The sequence below is a fragment of the Pedobacter lithocola genome, from assembly GCF_042650845.1.
GTDB lineage: Bacteria > Bacteroidota > Bacteroidia > Sphingobacteriales > Sphingobacteriaceae > Pedobacter > Pedobacter lithocola.
Window position 1 is genome coordinate 1,108,337 of the sequence record NZ_JBHSBW010000007.1, and the last position, 17,984, is coordinate 1,126,320.

At 35.9% G+C, this 17,984-nt stretch carries 22 protein-coding genes and 1 pseudogene; 17 read left to right on the forward strand and 6 right to left on the reverse strand.

What is annotated here, in order from left to right:
• Positions 1 to 246: 246 nt before the first annotated feature.
• A complete protein-coding gene (locus tag ACFOWA_RS07145) occupies positions 247 to 657 on the forward strand; it encodes a DUF2141 domain-containing protein (RefSeq protein WP_378983343.1) in 411 nt (136 codons plus the stop codon).
• Between the two features lie 34 nt (positions 658 to 691).
• The gene (locus ACFOWA_RS07150) at positions 692 to 1,603 is read left to right on the forward strand and encodes an oxidoreductase (protein ID WP_378983346.1); all 912 of its coding nucleotides are present in this window, start codon (positions 692 to 694) and stop codon (positions 1,601 to 1,603) included.
• A gap of 135 nt (positions 1,604 to 1,738) precedes the next feature.
• Here ACFOWA_RS07150 and ACFOWA_RS07155 read toward each other — a convergent pair whose 3' ends face one another.
• A complete protein-coding gene (locus tag ACFOWA_RS07155) occupies positions 1,739 to 2,386 on the reverse strand; it encodes a hypothetical protein (RefSeq protein WP_378983349.1) in 648 nt (215 codons plus the stop codon).
• Positions 2,387 to 2,718: 332 nt separating this feature from the next.
• On the opposite strand from ACFOWA_RS07155, the gene ACFOWA_RS07160 reads away from it, so the two are divergent.
• From ACFOWA_RS07160 to ACFOWA_RS07205, 10 genes are all read left to right on the forward strand, one after another.
• A complete protein-coding gene (locus ACFOWA_RS07160) occupies positions 2,719 to 3,918 on the forward strand; it encodes a PQQ-dependent sugar dehydrogenase (protein ID WP_378983352.1) in 1,200 nt (399 codons plus the stop codon).
• A 1-nt stretch (position 3,919) separates the two neighbouring features.
• Entirely contained in the window at positions 3,920 to 4,354 is a 435-nt protein-coding gene (locus tag ACFOWA_RS07165; protein WP_378983355.1) for a hypothetical protein, read from the forward strand.
• Positions 4,351 to 4,887 (forward strand): hypothetical protein, encoded by a 537-nt coding sequence (locus ACFOWA_RS07170; protein WP_378983357.1) that lies wholly within the window; start codon positions 4,351 to 4,353, stop codon positions 4,885 to 4,887. The genes ACFOWA_RS07165 and ACFOWA_RS07170 overlap by 4 nt, the downstream gene beginning before the upstream one ends.
• 158 nt (positions 4,888 to 5,045) lie before the next feature.
• Positions 5,046 to 5,735 (forward strand): DUF2490 domain-containing protein, encoded by a 690-nt coding sequence (locus ACFOWA_RS07175; RefSeq protein WP_378983360.1) that lies wholly within the window; start codon positions 5,046 to 5,048, stop codon positions 5,733 to 5,735.
• Between the two features lie 761 nt (positions 5,736 to 6,496).
• On the forward strand, positions 6,497 to 7,507 hold the full coding sequence (locus ACFOWA_RS07180) for an aldo/keto reductase (RefSeq protein WP_378983362.1): 1,011 nt from the start codon (positions 6,497 to 6,499) through the stop codon (positions 7,505 to 7,507).
• A 225-nt stretch (positions 7,508 to 7,732) separates the two neighbouring features.
• On the forward strand, positions 7,733 to 8,479 hold the full coding sequence (locus tag ACFOWA_RS07185; protein ID WP_378983364.1) for a helix-turn-helix domain-containing protein: 747 nt from the start codon (positions 7,733 to 7,735) through the stop codon (positions 8,477 to 8,479).
• A gap of 103 nt (positions 8,480 to 8,582) precedes the next feature.
• Complete coding sequence (locus ACFOWA_RS07190) at positions 8,583 to 9,497, forward strand: AraC family transcriptional regulator (protein ID WP_378983367.1); 915 nt, start codon at positions 8,583 to 8,585, stop codon at positions 9,495 to 9,497.
• A 115-nt stretch (positions 9,498 to 9,612) separates the two neighbouring features.
• On the forward strand, positions 9,613 to 10,344 hold the full coding sequence (locus ACFOWA_RS07195; RefSeq protein WP_378983370.1) for an SDR family oxidoreductase: 732 nt from the start codon (positions 9,613 to 9,615) through the stop codon (positions 10,342 to 10,344).
• A gap of 23 nt (positions 10,345 to 10,367) precedes the next feature.
• Positions 10,368 to 11,093 (forward strand): N-acyl homoserine lactonase family protein, encoded by a 726-nt coding sequence (locus tag ACFOWA_RS07200; RefSeq protein WP_378983372.1) that lies wholly within the window; start codon positions 10,368 to 10,370, stop codon positions 11,091 to 11,093.
• A 110-nt stretch (positions 11,094 to 11,203) separates the two neighbouring features.
• Positions 11,204 to 11,530 (forward strand): DUF6616 family protein, encoded by a 327-nt coding sequence (locus tag ACFOWA_RS07205; protein WP_378983375.1) that lies wholly within the window; start codon positions 11,204 to 11,206, stop codon positions 11,528 to 11,530.
• Positions 11,531 to 11,618: 88 nt separating this feature from the next.
• On the opposite strand, the gene ACFOWA_RS07210 is transcribed toward ACFOWA_RS07205, so the two are convergent.
• From ACFOWA_RS07210 to ACFOWA_RS07225, 4 genes are read right to left on the reverse strand one after another with little or no spacing between them, the layout of a single operon-like run.
• Positions 11,619 to 12,053, reverse strand: coding sequence for a DUF5131 family protein (locus ACFOWA_RS07210; protein WP_378983378.1), 435 nt, complete (start codon positions 12,051 to 12,053; stop codon positions 11,619 to 11,621).
• Positions 12,035 to 12,745, reverse strand: a complete 711-nt coding sequence (locus ACFOWA_RS07215) for a YWFCY domain-containing protein (protein WP_378983380.1) — start codon at positions 12,743 to 12,745, stop codon at positions 12,035 to 12,037. Before ACFOWA_RS07215 ends, ACFOWA_RS07210 begins: the two co-directional genes overlap by 19 nt.
• Before the next feature lie 12 nt (positions 12,746 to 12,757).
• Complete coding sequence (locus ACFOWA_RS07220) at positions 12,758 to 13,696, reverse strand: DUF5712 family protein (protein WP_378983382.1); 939 nt, start codon at positions 13,694 to 13,696, stop codon at positions 12,758 to 12,760.
• A 2-nt stretch (positions 13,697 to 13,698) separates the two neighbouring features.
• Positions 13,699 to 14,238, reverse strand: a complete 540-nt coding sequence (locus ACFOWA_RS07225; protein ID WP_378983384.1) for a BfmA/BtgA family mobilization protein — start codon at positions 14,236 to 14,238, stop codon at positions 13,699 to 13,701.
• 494 nt (positions 14,239 to 14,732) lie between these two features.
• Between ACFOWA_RS07225 and ACFOWA_RS07230 the strand changes: the two genes are divergently transcribed.
• From ACFOWA_RS07230 to ACFOWA_RS07240, 3 genes are read left to right on the forward strand one after another with little or no spacing between them, the layout of a single operon-like run.
• Positions 14,733 to 15,104, forward strand: a complete 372-nt coding sequence (locus tag ACFOWA_RS07230; protein WP_378983386.1) for a hypothetical protein — start codon at positions 14,733 to 14,735, stop codon at positions 15,102 to 15,104.
• Between the two features lie 44 nt (positions 15,105 to 15,148).
• Positions 15,149 to 15,685 carry a Shedu anti-phage system protein SduA domain-containing protein gene (locus tag ACFOWA_RS07235; protein ID WP_378983388.1) on the forward strand — a complete coding sequence of 179 codons (537 nt, stop codon included), beginning with the start codon at positions 15,149 to 15,151 and terminating at the stop codon, positions 15,683 to 15,685.
• The gene (locus ACFOWA_RS07240) at positions 15,682 to 15,852 is read left to right on the forward strand and encodes a hypothetical protein (RefSeq protein WP_378983391.1); all 171 of its coding nucleotides are present in this window, start codon (positions 15,682 to 15,684) and stop codon (positions 15,850 to 15,852) included. The genes ACFOWA_RS07235 and ACFOWA_RS07240 overlap by 4 nt, the downstream gene beginning before the upstream one ends.
• A gap of 3 nt (positions 15,853 to 15,855) precedes the next feature.
• On the opposite strand, the gene ACFOWA_RS07245 is transcribed toward ACFOWA_RS07240, so the two are convergent.
• On the reverse strand, positions 15,856 to 16,470 hold the full coding sequence (locus tag ACFOWA_RS07245) for a hypothetical protein (RefSeq protein WP_378983394.1): 615 nt from the start codon (positions 16,468 to 16,470) through the stop codon (positions 15,856 to 15,858).
• 122 nt (positions 16,471 to 16,592) lie between these two features.
• Between ACFOWA_RS07245 and ACFOWA_RS07250 the strand changes: the two genes are divergently transcribed.
• Positions 16,593 to 16,754: a hypothetical protein gene (locus tag ACFOWA_RS07250; protein ID WP_378983398.1), complete on the forward strand. Its 162-nt coding sequence runs from the start codon at positions 16,593 to 16,595 to the stop codon at positions 16,752 to 16,754.
• Positions 16,751 to 17,530: pseudogene (locus ACFOWA_RS07255) on the forward strand (recombinase family protein); the annotation flags it as partial. The gene ACFOWA_RS07250 and the pseudogene ACFOWA_RS07255, both read left to right, overlap by 4 nt.
• Positions 17,531 to 17,984: the final 454 nt, after the last annotated feature.

Sequence of the window (17,984 nt, forward strand, 5' to 3'; positions counted from 1 at the left end):
TCCCAAAAGTATGGTTAGCTTATTAACTCTCGGTTAAGGAATTATTTGGATTATAATATTTGTGAGTTAAGAAATTTAGCTTACATAAAATTAGCTCAACAAAAACCATCGACATGATGAAAGTTGAAGCCAATAGGTTGAATTAATTATTTAAGATTTATATTAATAAAACGTTCTTACAATCGTTAAATTTGTAAGGATACTTAAGAACTCATTATGATGTTAGAGCAGAAAAAATTTTCAAAATTGATACTTACAATTGTAGTGCTATCTTTAGCTACCGCCAAGTCTTATGGTCAAGAAACCCTAGCCATTAAAATATCAAATATTAAAAAGAATACCGGAAATGTAGTTGTGGAGCTATACAACAACAAAAACAGCTGGCTAAAAAACCCATATAAAAAATTAGTTTTAGCATCCAATCAGGAAGTTCAAACAGCATCATTTAATGTTCCATTTGGCAATTATGGTTTAACTATATATCAGGATGTGAACGAAAACGGTAAATCGGATATGAATTTTATAGGCATACCAAAAGAGCCAATAGGATTAGGCAATAATTATAAACCCTTCGGCAAGCCCAAATTTGAGTCTGCCATGTTTGAATTTAAAAGAAACGCTAAGTCTCAGGAAATAAAACTGTATGAAGTATTATAAATTAACTGTACCAAAAAACATTACTATTTAACTTATGAACGAGTGTAATAGCAATGAAACACCATCGGAAACGGGTAAAGTTGCAATTGTTACCGGCGCCAATAGCGGTATTGGTTACGAAGTTGTAATTGGCTTAGTTAAGCAAAATTTTGAGATAGTTATGGCATGCCGAAATTTGCATAAAGCAGAGAAAGCGAAGGCCAAAATACTCAAACTTTATCCCCATGCGAAACTTAATTTGATGAGCATTGATACAAGTAGCATCAATCAAGTTAAAGCATTCGTAACTCAATTTCTACAACAATATAAAACGTTAAATCTTTTGATTAACAATGCAGGCATAATGATGTCTCCGTACAAAATTACAGAAGATGGTTTCGAAAATCAGTTTGCGACTAATTATTTGGGGCATTTTGCTCTTTCTGGCATGTTATTGCCAATTCTTAAAAGCACTTACGGGGCAAGAATAGTTACTTTAAGTAGCTTATCTTACAAATGGGCTGAAATACAATTTGATGATTTTCATGCTCAAAGAAAATACAGCAAAACCAAAGCTTATGGACAAAGCAAACGTGCTTGCTTAATGTTTGCATTTGAATTGCAAAGGAGATTGTTAGCAGCTGGGTATGATATTGCCTCACTAGCTGCACACCCAGGCTTATGTAAAACAAACCTAGACCAATATTTCCCTGCGCTAATTAAACCTTTAGGAAATCTTTTTCTTCAACCGGCAGCTAAAGGCGCATTACCGGTTTTATACGCTGCACTACATAACAGCTTAAAAGGCGGCGAATTTATTGGACCAGATGGATTTCAACAAATGAGAGGCAAACCAATAATTATCGATGCTGATGAATATTCAAATAATAAAGATGTTGCCAAACGCTTATGGAACGAAAGTGAGAAAATGACTGGTGTTTATTACCTTACAGATAGTTATGACTAGTGATTTTACGAGCATAGTTGATTAGTTCATTTGTTAGTAAAAAGCACCAAACAACCTTACCGATTCTTAAAATTATCTTGCTTAGAAATAAGCTTCGATATAAACTTCATAAGTTTGAAACTATTCCCAGTAACATTATCCAGCAAACAAAATTTTATCAAATTTTAAGTATTTATCATCTTTAATTTTAAAGAAATAGATAATTGCACTCTCTGTTTCACTAATTCCATTGCCTTCTTCATCTAACTCTCCAGAAAACATAATCGAAACTTGCAACATCGACTTAGTTTTATCAAAACTCGCAAACACATAATAATTGGAAGTTCCAATCTTAATGTTTTGGGTTGTAAATTCGTTCTGTTTATACAATTGCTCTAGCTTTACCTTATTAAGGCTTTTTATAAAAATCTCATTAAAAAGCAAAGTATGATATTCTTTTAAATCCTCTTTTGTAAAAAACTTTTTATATTCCTTCGGTCTTTTGTTTTCTTCTATTCCTTCATATACCGCCGTCCAAATTTGGGTTGTATCATTTACAATCGGAAAGTCAAAATACGTACTCATTTTCTCGAGGTCGCTTGCAGAAACAGCGGTTCGAAAATTTTGAAGATCATCAATCCATGAATTAACCAAACTATAATTTGAGATTGTTTTTTTAATTGCTGCAGTTTTTGAAGTGCTGATAGATTCATCAACTTTTTTAGGTTTTTCAATACATGAAGGCAACAAAATTATTGTTGCAACAAAAAGCAATAATGCAGTTTTGCTATTTATCTTGGTCATAATATAAATGGGAAGATTTAAATAAATCTGGTCTAAAATAATGAAATTTCATTCAAAATTTTGTGGATTTGTAGGAATTAAAATTCTGAACTTTTTCAAACAATTATATCAACCATATCTCTAAAAAGTAACCTATATTTCAATTCAATATACCGCGGTGTATAGCTATTTCTAATTGATGTGTAAAAATTTCAAATCAGGTATTTCATACCACAACGTTGAACTTTTACTTAAAAATAAATGAATTGGGTTCAAATACCTGTTTTGTTTGACTTGTGTTCTTTTAAAAAACTTAAGTTCTAAGGCTATGTTGAAGAATAAATACCTATATAATGAAATACAAAAAATTCTACTCCGGCGTTTTGGCGCTTTCAACCTGTTTTGCCTTTACGTCTAATGCCCAGCGAGGTCTGCCACCCAAAGAAGTTACCCGATCTGTTTCTGTAACTAAATATGCTCAGGTATTGGAATTCAAACCCGAGATGCTGAAATTACTGAAAACGCCACCTGGTTGGCAGGTAGAACTTGCCGCTACAGGTTTGGGAAAACCTAGAATGTTATATACCTCATTAACTGGTAAAGTTTATGTTACACGGAGAGATGGAGGCGATGTTTTATTGTTGGAAGATAAAGATAAGAACGGAAAATTTGAAAATTTAATTACCGTTGTTTCTGAATTTAAGGGTGTCCATGGCATCACAATGAAAGATAATTGGATGTATTTATGCAATAATAACGAGTTGCGTAGATACCCGGTAAAGCCCGATGGAACACTTAACATTTATGGTAAAGAAACCTTAATTAAGGATTTACCTGATGGTGGTCAACATCCAAATCGTACAATGGATTTTGGTCCGGATGGAATGCTGTATATAAGCATTGGATCTTTATGCAATGATTGTAAAGAAAGTGACAAGGAAACCGCTGTTATGCTACAAGTTGACCCTAAAAACTGGAGTAGGAAATTGTATGCAAGTGGCTTACGAAATACTATCGGTTTTGATTGGCATCCACAAACAAAGGAACTTTGGGGAATTGACAATGGAGGCGATGCCAAAGGAAGTGATTGGCCGCCAGAAGAGGTTAATCAAATAAAACAAGGTGCTGATTATGGTTTTCCTTATGCTTATGGAAAACGTGAGGTTGATAAAAGTCGTGAGGATCCTGCAGGTAATACCAAAGAGGCAGTGGTAAAAAATACTGAACCATCTGTATTAGAACTTACTGCACATATGGCTCCAATTGCATTCACATTTTTTAGGGGTGCTGCAAATATTCCTGCGGATTGGTCTGGTGACGGACTTGTTGCATGGCATGGCTCATGGAATGCAGATAAACCAGTTGGTTTTAAAGTTCAACGTATCCATTTTGAGAATGGAAAAGCAATAAAGGCTGAAGATTTTTTAACTGGATTTTTACAAGGGGAATCACGCTTTGGGCGTCCTGCCGGAATTACCGTAACTAGAGAAGGAATTATTTACATTTCTGATGATGCATCAGGAAATATTTATGCAGTACGTAAATCAAACTAAAATGAAAAAACTTACATATTTACTTGGCGGGCTTGCGAGCCTCGCCGCAATCGCTGCTTTTAGTCCGGAGCCAGGGCCGAGGATAGAATTCGATGCCTTGGAAAGCTATCCTGAAGGTGTTGCATATAACAAAGTTGATGGCAATTATTATGTTTCATCTGCCAGGCTTGGAAACATTGGTAAGGTTACACCGCAAGGAGCCTACACAATTTTGCTTCAGGATTCAATGCTAAAATCTACTTATGGAATGAAAATTCACACTGATGGCAAAAAGCTTTTTGCTTGCGTAAGTGATGCAAATTATAGCAAGTACACCAACCCTGCCACAAGAACAAAGATGGCAAGGCTTATAGGTTTGGAATTGAGTACAGGAAAGAAATTTCTGATATTGATTTATCCGGATTGCTTCCAGGAAAGCATTTTGCCAACGATATGACTTTTGATCAGCAACAAAATATATATGTAACCGATAGTTTTGCAGGAGCAATTTATAAAGTTACGCCAGATGGTAAGGCCTCAGTTTTTGCCAAAGATGAACTTTTTAAAACAGAAGGTGTAGGCGTAAACGGAATTGTTTACCACCCCGATGGGTTTTTAATTGTTGATAATACTGCTAAAGGTGAACTGTACAAAATTGATATTAAAAATCCTAAAAACATTGCAAAAGTTGTAATCAATCAATTCTTTTTGGGTGCAGATGGACTTTTGCTTAACGATAAAAATTTACTTACGGTTGTTGTAAATGGCGGAAACGATAAAATATTCCAATTGGCTACAACTGATAACTGGAAAACTGCAAATGTAAAGGCATCGACGTTAACGACAGATAGGTTTACGTATCCTTCTACAGCAACGCAAAACGGTAACGAGATTTGGGTGATGAATGCTCAGTTCAATCAATTACTAGATAGCAACCAAGTTCCAGTTAAAAAATTTGCAATTCAAAAGGTAAACTATAAACCTTTGTAAACTCAATATCGATAAAAAGAGCAATCAAATACTGGTTGCTCTTTTTTAAGGTGGAATAGGAGATAAAATATACTTCAGTATAAGCACAAATCTCAAATAAGTAAAACTATAAGCTTTAAACATACTATAAAGCAGAATTTTTCAAGAATAAACCAGCTATGAAGCAATTAGGGGTTATAATTTTAATTTTATGTTGCACTAATCATCTTTTCGCTCAATTCGAGAATGCTGGCTGGATTTTCATCAGCCATAAGCAATCATTAAGTGAAAAGCTAGATATACGGGCAGACTTTCAGTTGCGTTCTGCAGATAAATTGAGTTATTTATCAGGAATTTTATTGCGTGGTGCATTGAGTTATAATCTAAACAAGCAAAATTCTATTGCTCTTGGCTATGCCTATCTAGGAAGTTGGGAATATGAGCAGGATTTTAAAACCAGTTCAGGAGAGCAAAGAATATTTGAGCAATACCTGAACCAACATTCATTTGGTGAAATAGAAGGGAGTTTAAGGCTGCGCCTGGAACAGCGTTTTATGCAAGAAGGAGGTGAAACAAATTTTTCTCAAAGAGGAAGAATTTTCTTAAGTGCTCAAATACCAATATTAGCGAACGAGGATTTCAGTAAAGGTATTTACACAGGTTTACAAGATGAATTTTTTATGAATTTGCAAAAGAAAGAAAACGTAAACGGAAGCTTTTTTGACCAAAACAGGCTATTTGCTTCATTAGGATACCGTTGGAATAAAAAGATAGATACCGAATTTGGTTATATGTATTGGAGACAAAAGGAAGAAGCAGGCATTATTAATAGAAATATCTGGCAGTTAATGATTACAACAAGTTTCTAAATAAGAAGACTTTAACTTTGCAGATGTTATTATGCTATATAATTATGGTAGCGTATAACCACTTAAATTTAAGAGAAATTTAAATAGATTTAAGTGGAACGATTTACAAAAAATGATTAAATAAAAAAAGGCTTCGAAATTCGAAGCCTTTTAAACTTAAGGGTCAATGGCGGTGCGTAATTCGAACCATTTTGTGGACGAATTGATTGAAATAGGCGGTTTTTCGAAAATTTTGGAAAAAACGGAAGAAATTTCAAAAATGAGTAACTAAATACTTCTCTCACTTTCTACCGATCAGCAGGAATACTTTGAACATTTGAATTGCTTTTTATTACTTATTGAGCATATAATTGAGGATTTGGATAGAAAAAAATTCATTTAATCAGATACCAAAAACAGAGGTGATTCTAGATTAGGATACCTTGACCAGATTATAATAGAACAAAAAAATTGGCAAATGTGAAAATTAGTCGTTAGGGCTAAGATCGGATTCAGTATTGATGTTAACTTTAACTGTTTTGTGACTGAGTTAATTGAATCAGAAGTTTTCGAATGAATAAATTACTGATATAATTATTAATATTACGCGGTATTTCTACCGCACACAGATTAACAGAAAGGCAGAACAAACATACTTAAACCTCTTCATCAAATGTTACTAAAAAACATTAACCTCTCATTTGGATACAACTTCCTCATATACGAACACTTTTCTTTAAATCAATAAGTTGAACTTTGCTTAAATAATTAAACATAAAATTATGAGCAATATTAAAGAAGTAAAATTAGGAAGTCAGGGATTGGTTGTTCCTGCAATCGGTTTAGGTTGTATGGGCATGACAACCGGGTTCGGCGGAGACATTTATGGTAAAGCCGATGAAAAAGAAGCCATTGCAACCATTCAACGCTCATTAGAATTGGGCGGTAATTTCTTAGATACGGCAGATATTTATGGCCCTTTTTTAAACGAAAAATTGATTGCAAAAGCCACTCAAGGAAATAGAGAGAAATACATCATTGCTACAAAATTTGGTTTTGAAATTGATGATAACGGACAAGCAACTGGAGCATTCAATGGCAGCAAAAATTATGTAAAAAAAGCCGTAGAACGTTCCTTAAAAATTCTGGGCACCGATTATATTGATATGTATTATTTACATCGATTGGACACCAATACACCGATTGAAGAAACCGTAGAAGCAATGGGCGAACTGGTAAAAGAAGGAAAAGTAAAATATATTGGCCTTTCGGAAGTAGGTTCTGAAACCATCAGAAAAGCACACAAAATTTACCCACTTACGGCAGTACAATCTGAGTATTCGATATTCGAAAGAAATATTGAAGAATTGGGCATTTTGGATACGCTAGAAGAATTAGGCATCGGTTTAATTGCTTATTCGCCAGTTGGAAGAGGATTTTTAAATGGCACAATACAAAAGCCTGAAGATTTTAACGAAAATGATTTTCGAAAATTTATACCCAAATACCAAGGTGAGCAATTTTACAAGAACGTAGAGTTGGTAAATGAAATTAAAAAAGTGGCAGACGAAAAAAACATCACTTCTGCACAATTGGCAATTGCCTGGGTTATTGCCAAAGGACACACACCTATTCCAGGTACAAAACGCGTGAAATATGTGGAAGAGAATATAGCAGCTGCAGGCATATCGCTAACGCAAGAAGATTTGAACCGATTGGAAAAAATCATTCCACTGGGCACAGATAATGGTGCTAGATATGACGCAGCATCAATGAAAGGTGTTAATTTATAACAAGTAAAACAGCGGATAACTCAATTATTTATCCGCTATTTATTTTAAATTTATGGTATGAAAAATAACAAGACTTATTTTCTTAACTCGGTTTCAGAACTGCATCATTTTCTAAACATCAAAAAACCCACACACCCTTTGGTAAGTGTTGTAAATCTTGATGATCTTGGTTGCATCGATACAGAAGAAATGAGCACGCTTGTCTTTAATTACTACTCCATCTATTTGAAAAAGAATTTTGACGGAAAAATAAAATATGGGCAACAATATTATGATTTTGACGATGGGACAATGACATTTTTTGCACCCAAACAAATGTTTTCGATAGAAGAAAACAGTACAGCAAAAGTGGAAGGTTGGATGCTTGTTTTTCATCCTGATTTTCTTCAAAGCTACTCTTTGGCAAAACCTATTAAAGAATATGGATTTTTCTCTTATGCCAACAATGAAGCATTACATCTTTCCGACAAAGAAGAAACAATCATTGCAGGATTAATGCAAAATTTGAAGCAGGAAATTGAAGCAATGATAGACAATTACACGCAAGATGTTGTTGTTTCTCATATTGATTTGTTGCTGAATTATTGCAACCGTTTTTACAATCGTCAATTCATCACACGAAAAAAAGCGTCAAACGATTTGTTTTTAAAATTTGATGATTTACTAAATGCTTGTTATCAAAATGATGACTTGAGCATAGCAGGGTTACCGACCGTTCAATACTTTGCCGAAAAGTTATCAGTATCCACTCATTATCTAAATGATATGCTGAAAAATCTAACAGGACAAACCACACAACAACATATTCAAAACCAGCTTTTGGAAAAAGCCAAAGAACTTTTATCAACAACAAAATTATCTGTAAGTGAAATTGCCTATCGATTAGGTTTTGAATATCCGCAATCATTCAGCAAGGTTTTTAAAAACAAAACTAACCAGACACCATTGGAATTTAGGACTTCGTTTAATTGACCTTAGAAAGGCCTACAATACAAAAATAACAGTCACCAACATCGCATCGACGATAGTGGATAAACAGATTCTTTTAATTAAATTAGCATTAACAAATTAAATTATGGAACTTAAATCAGGCAACACTTTAGCAGATAAAACTACGGGAAATCACACATCAGGAAACCCGATGAATTTTGTTGATAATTTTGAAATTCTCGATTTAAGTAAAGTAGATAACAATCATTTCTTTTCCTTCAATTATTCCCGAAAGACATTCTACACAGCCACCTTATTACAAGGAAAATATAGTATTGAATTTGAAGATAAAAATATGGAGTTAACCGGCAATACGTTACTATTTACAACTTCCAAAATTCCCTTTGGTATTCATACATTAAATGGAATTTATAAAGGTATAAGCTGTATTTTTAAAGAAGATTTTATCACTAAAAATAATTGTGGTTACCGTTTGTTAGAGTTTCCAATATACAAACCAGGCACACAAAATATTTACTCACTAACCGATAACCAAGCTGAAAATTTTACAGCCATTTATGCTAAAATTTTCGATGAAAAGCTCAATAACGGTAATTATAAAGAAAGTTTACAACGCAACTACCTTCTTGAACTTATTTTTAATGCCCAAAAGCTTGATCCTGTATTGTCCTACATCAAGAAAAACAACACTACTGAAGAGATCGCTTGCTCATTTATAAGGTTATTGGAAGCACAGTTTCCCATAGACAACCCGCAAGATGTTATTAAATTAAAAACTGCTGGCGAATTCGCAGATCATTTATCGCTGCATCCTAATTATTTGAACCGCCAGGTGAAGCTGTCAAAAGGAAGAACCGTTAGCGAGATCATTAATGCAAGGATTGAGCAGGAAGCAAAAATTCTACTGAAATTGACCAATTGGAATATTGCACAGATTGCAAATTCATTAGGCTTTGAAGAACCATCCCACTTTAATACATTTTTCAAAAAACATACAAAAATAGCGCCTACAGATTATAGAAAATTAAAAAAAGAGTAAGCTAAGTACAATTCTAAACTCAAAAGTTTGATTTTGGTAAGGATTGGTTTTAATTGCGCTACATTCCGAAATGCCATTTTGCGACCTTTGTCTTATAATTTTAAAATAATTAAAAATGACAAAAATAGCATTAGTAACAGGTGGTAATAAGGGAATTGGTTTTGAAACAGTAAGACAACTTGCCGAACAAAAAATCAAGGTTCTTATGGGGGCAAGAAATGAAACTGAAGGAAAAAAGGCGGAGGAAGTTCTTCGTGCTCAATCTCTTGACGTAACATTCGTAAAATTGGACATCAGTGATTCGCAGGATATTGAAAATGCCAAAACTTATATTGAAAGTGAATATGGAAAGTTGGATATTCTGATTAATAATGCCGCAGTATTTCTTGACAGTGCGTGGTTCGGCAATAATGTAGAAACGGCACCGATGAAAACTCTTCGTGATACCTTTGACATCAATTACTTTGGAACAGTAGAACTTACCCAAGCATTGTTGCCATTAATTAAAAAAAGTGATGCGGGTCGTATTGTAAATATCAGCAGTGTTTCTGGTTCATTTGGCGTTCATCTTGATGAAAATCACTGGCTGTACCAATTAAAACCTTATGCTTACAGTGCTTCTAAAACGGCATTGAACCAATTTACCGTTTTCCTTGCTAATGCACTTAAGGAAACCAAGGTCAAAGTAAACGCTGCAAATCCCGGATGGGTACAAACCTCAATCGGTTCGGATCAAGCACCATTAACACCTGCACAAGGTGCCGAGACAGGCGTTGCATTAGCTTTGATTGACGAAAATGGCCCGACAGGCACTTTCTCTCAGGCAGGCGAAAGTTTACCTTGGTAATCTACTAACATTAAACGTAACGTATGAAATTGTTTCTATTTGAGCTAGGGCGTTTTATTTATCCTGATGCTCCCAAACCGATACCGGTTCCCGGATATTTGATACAGACAAAAAACGGAAAAAATATTTTAGTGGATACAGGATTTCCTGAGCAATATATCACTAATCCACCGCTATCAGAGGGCGTTACAGTAGCTGTAAATCAGGAGGATTTTATTGTAAATCGTCTTGCTGAAATTGGGTTGAAACCGACAGATATTGATTTGGTAGTTTTGAGTCATTTAGATTACGATCACGCGGGCAACTTGTTGCCATTTGGACATGCCGAAGTTATTATTCAAAGATTACAATATGAAACAGCAAAAGTGGGGCATCCCCGCTTTTTATCTACTAAAGACCAATGGAATGACGACTCAATTAAGTTCAGATTAATTGACGGAGATCAGGAAATCGGGGCTGGCATAAAGCTAATCGAAAGTAGTGGCCACGTGCCAGGCCATCAGTCTATAGTATTAAAATTGCCCGAAACTGGTCCAGTACTTTTAACTGTCGATGCGGTATTAAACTCATCAATGACTGACGGTGATAATCGGCCATTGGATGTTTCTGCAGTAGATGATGCCCAAGCCCGAATAAGCACTAAGAAACTTATGAAAATAGCCAAGGAAGAAAACGTGCAACTAATTATTATTGGGCACGACAGTGAACAATGGGAGAAATTGGAAAAAGCGCCCAGCTACTCCAGATAGCCAACTAAATTGATATTTTCTGCCCCATTAGTGGCATAATCGAGGGTGATCTTAAGTATACATTTATGGTAACGTTAGGAAGATTTATTAAAAACTAAAATTAAAAGAATATGAAATATTACATTGAGACGTTCACTCCGAAACCAGCCTGGTTAGAACTAAGCAAAGAAGAAAGAGCAGCATACATGAACAAAATTGCACTTTCATCTCACCCTCTTGTTGATCAGGGCGGCGAAGTGGTCGTAATGAGCGAAAATGACAGCGATACTGTTCAGAGGCTAACGCACCAGTTCTTTGTCATTTGGAAATTTCCAACTGATGAATTGGCAAAAGCTTTTGAAAACTTGGGATTGGAAGAAGGATGGTATAATTACTTTGATCAATTTAATCTTAAGGGAGGTGATGTTGATATAACTGAGAAATTGGTTAATTTGTAAATTAACGTCGATTGCGGAAAAGTCTTGTAATAAATTAATCGCTACAAGACTTTACTGTTATCATTTAAAGAAAATACAGAAAGATAGTTTATGGCTCGAAGTTGATTCCAGCTTTTCGAGCTTGCCAAGCCTGGAGTTTTCGCTCGATTTTATATTCTTTGCCATCTTTTACAAGCAGTGTACCCGTCTGCTTAAATAGGAAAGTAACATTGTTCTGAACACAAGCATTTCTAATCTGCATCACCCAATCGTAATTGCAAGGCCGGGCATTATCGCCGGATTCTCCGCCAACGATTACTTTATCAATCCATTCACTTTTTAAAATTTGCGTGAGATCTATAGGTCCAATAAGCGGTTCACAGATGATCGACTTTTGCTTAAAAGGAAGTTGTTTAAAGACAGGAAGCCGGAGCTCTGCCTGTTTCTGGTTCTCGACTGAGCATAAAATATTGACATTATCATAACCTGAACCCCAATCATCTGGCAGGCATTGCACTACACGGTCTATCCGTTTTGTGGCCATATCGAAAAACCCTTTTTGATATGTTGGTCAATGATATGACGAATCACAAAATAGGTCTTACCTGCACCAGGTGTTCCGGCAACCAATATTCCCCTGAAGGGATTGATGATATTGATCCAGCTATTTCTGCTTTTATCTTTCAATCTGTATTTAGCGGGAAGGTTGATGGAATATTCGTTTTCTAACAGGCGTTCTTCCTGCGGAAAGGTTTCGTTCTCTGAATTGAAAACATCCTTGCTAAGACCGTTTTTTATTAGTCTGCTCAATAAACCCCCACCTGTTAAGATCAGCATATAGCCTGTAACCGTAATAGTCATATATAGAATGGTGATCAGCTTTGGCGGTACATATAGGTAAAAGCATAGTGTGCTGATGAAGTACAGAATTAGTCCCGTTAAAAGATAGGCAACAATTGGGTTCTTCTTTATCTTTTCATCTTTCTTTCCTTTTACCGCCATCAATGAAATGACCAGGAATAACAACGCTGATAATTTTGGGATGAGCAGGCCTTTAAAAAGCCCTGTCCTCGAAATATTTCCGATCAATCGGTCTGTAATTTCTGCTGTCCATCCCCATTGCTGGAAAGCAAAATAACAGCTTAGATAAAAATGAATGGCCAAAATAAAAATACTGATCAACCTTGTGAAGTCGATGATTTTCCTTAGTCCTTGAATGTCTTCCCCTGTATTCATATAATTTTTAGTTTACATACTTAATCCTTGTTCATTTTCTTGAGATCTGCTTTTCCTTCGTTTCTTTCTTTTTTTTAATCCAGCTCCCAAATAATCAAAATCTTGCTTCTCTAGCAATAGCCCTAGGTAATCGGTCGGTTCTGGCAACTTTAGGTAATTATGTGATACCTCCCGTTTTGCCTCTACATATTTTTCCTGCTGGATAATTTTATTTTGGTTGATTTCTGAGTGCATGGCCAATTTTTCTTTTAGGCTTCCCTTAGCTTGGGTATTGGCATATTTGAAGGTTTCCGATATTGGCCTTTGGAAATTAAATTGCTCATCGAACAGCCTTTCCCCAGAATTTTTAAACGCTACCCGATCAAACTGGCCCAGTTTTTTGGAATGTTCCTGATTTTTCCCTCTTGATTTGTTCATCGGGCTTAACCTAATTTTATTGTTAATATCTTTTCTGCTCACAATTACTTGAATATGCATGTGATCTCCAGGCTTAACCGTTCCCCGTTTGACCTGACCGCTTTTAACTTCCTTGTCCTTATGAGAATAAAAGCGGTGGTTTTCCAGCTTGCCAAACCAAAGTAGGTCGTTACCCGAATTGATGTTTTCCTTTTTGAAGTTCTTGGCATATTCATCCATCACTTTTATAGCATATTCCTTAAGCTTCTGCTTCTCAACATCTTCTCCATACAACTCTTTCAAATGGTTGATTTCCTTTTGGCTTGGGCTGATGTTGAGCAGAAAGAATTTTGCATCATCCCTGCATAGCTTGGCAATGTTATTATCCAATTTGGCTTTTACATCGTAGGACTGGATGGAACTGGTCGAGCCGTTAAACCAAAAGGATGATTCTTCGGATTTATATAACCTGTTCTCTTTGTCCAAATAATGCACCAATTGACCGCTACTCCCCTTATTGTTCCCTTTTTCGCTATCGGTAATATTTAGGTACATGGCTATAGTTTTTTGATCTGTATGCGTGTATTTTCTGCCAGTTCCTCTTTTTCCCTTGTTTTGAAACTGCCCAGTTCCTCTCTGGTACTGATGTAATGGTTCAGGATTTGTAAAAAGATCGCTTTCAATTTTTCTTTACCTTCGAAATTTCTTTGGATCAGTTTTTCCGTTTCTAGTAATTTGATCAACTGCTCCTGTTGGTTTTTAAGGATTGCCTTATTGTGTCCAGCTACCTGTTCATTGAAATATTTTACGATATCCTTTTGATTGGAGATCATTTTATCCATACTCTCTTTCATTGGGATCAGCAGCAATTGTTCCTGTGTCTTGATGAAACTGGTGTAAGCCTTGTGGCTTTTGACCATTGTGTTTTTCAGGAGTTCATCGTTGGTATCGGCTGGATCTTTTTTGGTACGGTAGAAATACTCGACCATTTTAATGAACAGGGTACGCTTGGTTAGGCCCAATGTGGTTGCAACCTTAGCGAATTTTAAGTCGACTGCTGCTGGATATTTTACGGTATTGACGTTTTCATTTTCCATAGTTTTTTGCTTAATGTAGGCTGTTGGAATTCTGAAAGGAATTCTGTTATCACACTTTTATTGCCTTCTAATACCCTAAAGCATTCCCGGAGAATGCTTCACCCCCCCGTAGCAGTAGCGTAGGGGTCAAAGTAAGGCTCTGCCTAACTTCCGCTTGCTCCTTTTTTTCTAAGGAAAAAGGACATTGCGAGGTGCCCGAAGCAATGCAGATAAACAATAGAATTGTGAGTAACTGTGCTGTACTTTTCATTACCAATTTTTAAGTACAGCAAATTTGCAAATGACATTAAAATACCAGTGGGTCGTTATGGTATATTCCAAACTTAAAGCTTTATTGAGGAATGATTTATATTCAAGATATTATGGATATTTACATAATAATTAACAAAAGCCTCAACCAATGGAAAGAGAGATTATTCATAATAATAAGTCCGTAGAGAAAACCTACATCAGCAAGCCATTTCCACAACTGTCAATAAGGCCGGATTATAAAGGTGGTTCCATACAAGGAATACAATAACATTAGAATTCTTTCGAAGGTTATTGACTCTCAGGAGCAATACAGCCACGCAAAATTAAAAGATGAGATCGTTCTAAGGAAAACAGAAAAGGGCCGTCAGGAGATCATTGCAAAAGTGTACGAAGATACACGAGGGGTTGCCGTTTTAAGCTTTCAACGTTATACCTTACCTTCTGGAAAGCCTCATGAATCTTCTTTTTCATTTGTGGGCAATGAGATCCAGACTGTAGATGATTTTATCTATAATATTCAACATGTACCACTAGACAGTCCAATAAACTCCAGCATTACAGATGAAGCACTACAAAACACGCTTTCCTCAAAGAAAGCATCAGGCAATTTGTAATCGATAACCAAGAGTTGCTCTCAGAGATGCTATCCTTCGAACTGTTGACTAAAGAGGATATCGTTGCACTAGGTTACAGGAAAAAACAACTAGAAATATTTTCAAAATTACTCACTGACAAAGCCTATTTTGAGAGCCTTAAGTCCAAATATAAAGCCAGTGGCGACGAACACCTATGGCAGCTCTATTTCGAAAAAAATACGTGGATTTTTGGTTATGGCTTAAGTTATATATTCAATACGCCATTGGAAAACAGCAAACTTGAACAATACGTTTCCGGCTTTGATTTTAACAATTCTGGGAAGAGAATTGATGCATTATTAAAAACAAAAGGAATCGTAGAGAGCTTTTGTTTTGCAGAAATCAAGACCCATAATGCAACATTACTGAAACAAGTAAAAACACCTTATCGACCAGAAAGCTGGCAGGTATCCGATGAACTTACAGGCGCTATTGCTCAGGTGCAACGAACTGTTCAAAAGTCAGTGGCCAATATTCGCACCAAAACAGACATTAAGGATAAAGATGGAAATCTGACAGGAGAAAAAGTTTTTTATATAATCCAAAAGCGTTTATTGTGATTGGCAGCTTAGAGGAATTTAACACAGAAAGTAGAATCAATGAAGATAAATTTTCATCATTTGAAATGTTCAGGCAAGGAATTCATAAAATTGAAATCATCACTTTTGATGAACTTTTTCAAAGAGCATCATTTATTGTAAGGAGTAATGAAAATATTCTTAAATAATCTTTAAATTTCTTTTGTGTCTACAATTTTGACGCTATTGCCCGTCCCTTTGATTTTCATCATATACTTGTTGTGTAGCCTATCTTCGTAGACCACATCGATTTCATATTGAGCATCTTTGATGTGCTTTTCACCAACCCTGCGTCCATATATATTTCTACGTTCTCCTTTGTCCAAGTCCCATGGTAAAGATAAACTATGAAGAACGATATCATCAGAGGTCAAATTAAATTCTAAAAGCTTTGCATCTTCTCCTTTATTGTTAAGATCAATCGAAAGTTCACCATCATACCCTTTATAACCAGCACCATTCAGCCAAAGGTTTGGCTGCACGCTCAGTTTCAATTTCTTTTCTTCAATAGCAATGATTGCTTGCTGATCACCAGCCTTTAGGTTGACTGATTCTTTGAAAATATCAATTTCCTGTTGCACAAGTTCATTTTGCTTCTTTATACTTTCGTTTTGCGCTTTCAGAATCGTTGCTATGTTAGCAAGTTTTTCAATCTGAGCCTGTTTGTCCTTGTCCCTGCGGAAAACCGCTATAAAAGCCCCAATGGTAGCAAGGGCTCCTAAGGCACCAATAATTTGAAATAATATGCTTAATAAATGATCACTCATGGACAAGAAGTTAATTGAACAAATTTAATATTCTTTTTATATTAATATCAAAAGGGTTATACCAACCTAACCCATAAACAAACTACCCAAAACCTCATCATTGTTCTCTTAACAAGGAACTCATGAGAAATACATTGATTCGGAAACAGAACATCACCCCAGAAAAAGCTATCAAAATCTTATCAGAGAGCGGCATAAATATAGATAAAAAAGATGCCCAGGAAGTATTGGATATCATGTATTTTTTGGCTAAATTGATAGTTCGCCAAAACTTCAAAAAATGAAAATAGCTGATTTATATATACGGGTAAGTACTGATGAACAGGCCGATAAGGGATACTCACAGCGTGACCAAGCAGAACGTTTACAACGCCATTGCGACACCAATAACATCACAGTAAGAAAGATAATTTTCGAAGATCACTCTGCCAAATCTTTCATTCGCCCAGCATGGAGCAAGTTTATCATTCTACTAAAGAAACAACGAAACAAATCTGATTTGGTGCTATTCACAAAGTGGGACAGATTTAGCAGAAATGCGCCAGATGCTTATAATATGATAAGTACCTTGAAATCATTGGGTGTTGAACCGCAAGCGATTGAACAGCCATTGGATATGGACGTACCTGAAAACAAAATGATGCTAGCAATCTACCTGACCGCACCAGAAATCGAAAACGACAGACGGGGCCTGAATACCTTTTATGGGATGCGAAGGGCAAGAAAGGAAGGCCGATGGCCAGGGCTTGCACCAGTTGGCTACATCAACAAATGCAATGATCAGGGAAGAAAATACATTGCCCAAAATGGCAAGCAGGCTGAAATCATGCAATGGGCATTTAATGAAATCTCCAAGGCAAAATATTCAACACAGCAAATCTTCGACCGTTCAGTAGAAATGGGGCTTTTATGTAGCAAGAACAACTTTTTAAGGTTGGTTAGAAACCCAATCTATTGCGGGAATATCCTCATTCCCAAGTATAAGGATGAGGAGGCCTATTTTGTCAAGGGCCAACATGAGCCGATCATTTCAGAAAGTTTATTTTATGAAGTTCAGGATGTGCTTAGCGGCAAGAAGAAAAGTTTCCGCACAAAGATTATGGCGGACGATAAGGTGCCTTTAAAGGGTTTTATCTATTGCTCCAATTGTACAAGGACTTTATGTGGCAGTGCTTCCAAGGGCAGAAACGCCTATTACTATTATTACCACTGCTCATCTAAATGCGGTTGTAGGCTAAAGGCACACGAAGTAAACAAAGAGTTTGTTGCTTATTTGGATAAGCTTAGTTTGAATATCAAAGCCGCTACACTTTTTAAGCGGGTTATTTTGGATGAATATGCAATGGACAGTTTGGAGAACAGAGAGTATAAGGCACATTTGGTAAAAAAACTGACGGAAGCCAATAATAAGGTAACTAGGGCAAGGGAATTATTGTTGCTGGGTGACATTAGTGGAATAGAATATCGAGATGTAAAGACTGAGGGTGATGAAATAGCGTGTAGGATTGAGGCAA